This window comes from Actinomycetota bacterium (assembly GCA_035540895.1).
In the GTDB taxonomy this organism is placed as follows: Bacteria; Actinomycetota; JAICYB01; order JAICYB01; family JAICYB01; genus DATLFR01.
Window position 1 is genome coordinate 1 of record DATLFR010000093.1, and the last position, 2,379, is coordinate 2,379.

Here is a 2,379-nt window from a genome sequence, read left to right on the forward strand (position 1 = left end):
CCAACGGACGGCCGCCTTCACGTCCTCCAGCGCGGCCGGCCAGCCCGCCTCCCCGGAGAACCGGTACTCGCACGTCGCTCCCACGAACCCGCGATCGGACATGTAACCCGCGTGCCGGATGTTCATGAGCTTGTCGCCGCCCATCCACCCGCCCCCGTGGACGAAGAGCACGGCCGGCCGCGGCGGGGACGGCTCGGCCGGACGGTAGATGTTGACGTGGAGGTCGCGGCCCCCGCCCGTGCCGTAGACGAGGTCGTGCTCGGCCACCCACCCCTCGGGGGCGTCGGGCGGGGTGACCCACCACAGCTGCTCCCGGACCGTGTACGGCAGCGGCGGGTACATCAGCTGGTCGGGGTCGGCCCCCTCGAGCTCGACGATCCAGTCGGGCTTGGAGTACATCGCGGGTCAGTGTCGCAGGGCCCCTGCTAGCCTGTCGACCTATAAGCGAAGTAGCCGGAGGTGGGTATGAGGATCGTGTCCTACACGGACGGTGCGGGAGCGGCCGTGGGCATCGTCGAGGGGGACGAGGTCCGTCACGCCGGGCTCGACGTCTGGGCTCCGAACCCCACCGACGAGACCCGGCCGCTCGCCGAGGTGAAGCTGCTCGCACCCGTGCCGAGGCCGGGGAAGATCATCTGCATCGGTCTCAACTATCGCGACCACGCGGCCGAGTCCGGGATGCCGGTCCCCGAGACCCCGGTCGTCTTCGCGAAGTTCGGCAACACCGTCTCCGGGCCGGGCGACCCGATCCTGATCCCGCCGATCACCTCCGAGGTCGACTACGAGGCGGAGCTCGCCATCGTCATCGGGAGCCAGGCGCGCGCCGTCGGCGTGGACGAGGCGGCGCAGCACATCCTCGGCTACACGTGCGTCAACGATGTGTCCGCGCGCGACATCCAGCTCGGCGACGGACAGTGGGTGCGTGGCAAGAGCCTGGACACCTTCTGCCCCATGGGGCCCTGGATAGTCACCCCCGACGAGCTGGGCGACCCGACAGGTCTCCCGATCCGCTGCGTCGTCAACGGTGAGGTCCTCCAGGACTCCAGCACCGCCCAGATGGTGTTCGGCCCGGCGGAGCTGGTCAGCTTCCTGAGCCAGGGGATCACGCTGGAGCCGGGCGACGTGATCGCCACGGGGACCCCGCCCGGTGTGGGGTTCGCGCGCAAGCCGCCCGTGTACCTGCGCCCGGGGGACACCGTCTCCGTGCAGATCGACGGGATCGGGGAGCTGACGAACCCGGTGGAGGCGCGCTAGCGGGCCGAGGGGTCGGCGAAGCGAGACTCGGGGACGAGCGGGTACCAGTCCGGACGCTGCGGGTCCCGGTCGTAGGCGTAGCCCCCCAGCTCCCGGTACAGCTCCGAGTAGCGCTCGAGGCGGTCGCGGTCCAGCGTCACGCCGAGGCCGGGTCCGGACGGCACCGCGATCTCGCCGTCCACGTACCGCATCGGTCCGCCCTCGATCACATCGTCGGTGAGGTGGTGGTAATGGGCGTCCGCGGCGAAGCGCAGGTTGGGCAGGAGGGCGCCCAGGTGCAGCATCGTGGCGAGCTGGATCCCGAGCTCCCCCGAGGAGTGCACCGAGACGCCCCACCCGAACGTCTCGCAGACCTGTCCGGCCCGCAGGGCCTGGCGCAGACCTCCCCAGAAGGTCGTGTCGAGCAGGATCACGTCGACCGCGTCGAGCCGGATGCACGCGGCCAGCTGTTCCAGGTTCGTCACGACCGTGTTCGTGGCGGTCGGGATCGAGATCCGGTCCCGGACGCGTCTCATGGCGTCCAGCCCGAGCGTGGGGTCCTCGAGGTAGTCGTTGCGGAGGTCTTCGATGGCCCGGGCCACGCGGATCGACTCCTCGACCGTCCAGACGGCGTTGGGGTCGAGGCGAACGGAGTGTCCGGGCAGCGCCTCGGCGACCGCGCGCAGCACCTCCACGTCGTGGTCGGGCGGGAAGACGCCGCCCTTCAGCTTGTGGCTGCGGAAGCCGTGCTCGGAAGCCAGGTGGCGCGCGTGGGAGACCATGTCGTCGGGCGTGGTCTCGCCTCCCGCCTCCTGGCCCCGGTACCGGTAGAAGAGGTACGAGGCGAACGGCACCGAATCGCGCAGGGCACCCCCGAGCAGGTCGCAGACGCGCACCCCGAGGGCTTTCCCCATGAGGTCGAGGCAGGCGAACTCGATGGCCGCGTGCAGCTGTCCCCGCGCGTTGTAGAGGGAGGCCGTGGGGTTCATCAGCTTGAACCGCAGCGCTTCGAGGTCGAACGGGTCGTGGCCAGCGAGGTAGGGCTGCAGCCCGGCGAAGGCGGCCTCCGCGCTCTCGCCGCCGCCCCCCATCTCCCCGAGCCCGACGAGCCCCGCGTCCGTCTCCACCTCGACGACGGTCCGGACG

3 protein-coding genes are annotated in these 2,379 nt (G+C 71.0%); 1 reads left to right on the forward strand and 2 read right to left on the reverse strand.

Going from position 1 to position 2,379, the window contains the following annotated elements; genetic code table 11:
- Positions 1-399 (reverse strand): alpha/beta hydrolase (locus VM840_05420; protein HVL81015.1); only part of this gene is annotated, 399 nt, incomplete at its 3' end.
- 66 nt (positions 400-465) lie between these two features.
- On the opposite strand from VM840_05420, the gene VM840_05425 reads away from it, so the two are divergent.
- Complete coding sequence (locus VM840_05425) at positions 466-1,254, forward strand: fumarylacetoacetate hydrolase family protein (GenBank protein ID HVL81016.1); 789 nt, start codon at positions 466-468, stop codon at positions 1,252-1,254.
- On the opposite strand, the gene VM840_05430 is transcribed toward VM840_05425, so the two are convergent.
- Positions 1,251-2,379, reverse strand: a 1,129-nt coding sequence (locus VM840_05430; protein ID HVL81017.1) for an enolase C-terminal domain-like protein, incomplete at its 5' end; no start/stop codon positions are given. The two genes, VM840_05425 and VM840_05430, sit on opposite strands and share 4 nt — an antisense overlap.

Coding starts and splice junctions, on each gene's coding strand:
- VM840_05425 (HVL81016.1), top strand. CDS start 466: ATGAGGATCGTGTCCTACACGGACGGTGCGGGAGCGGCCGTGGGCATC.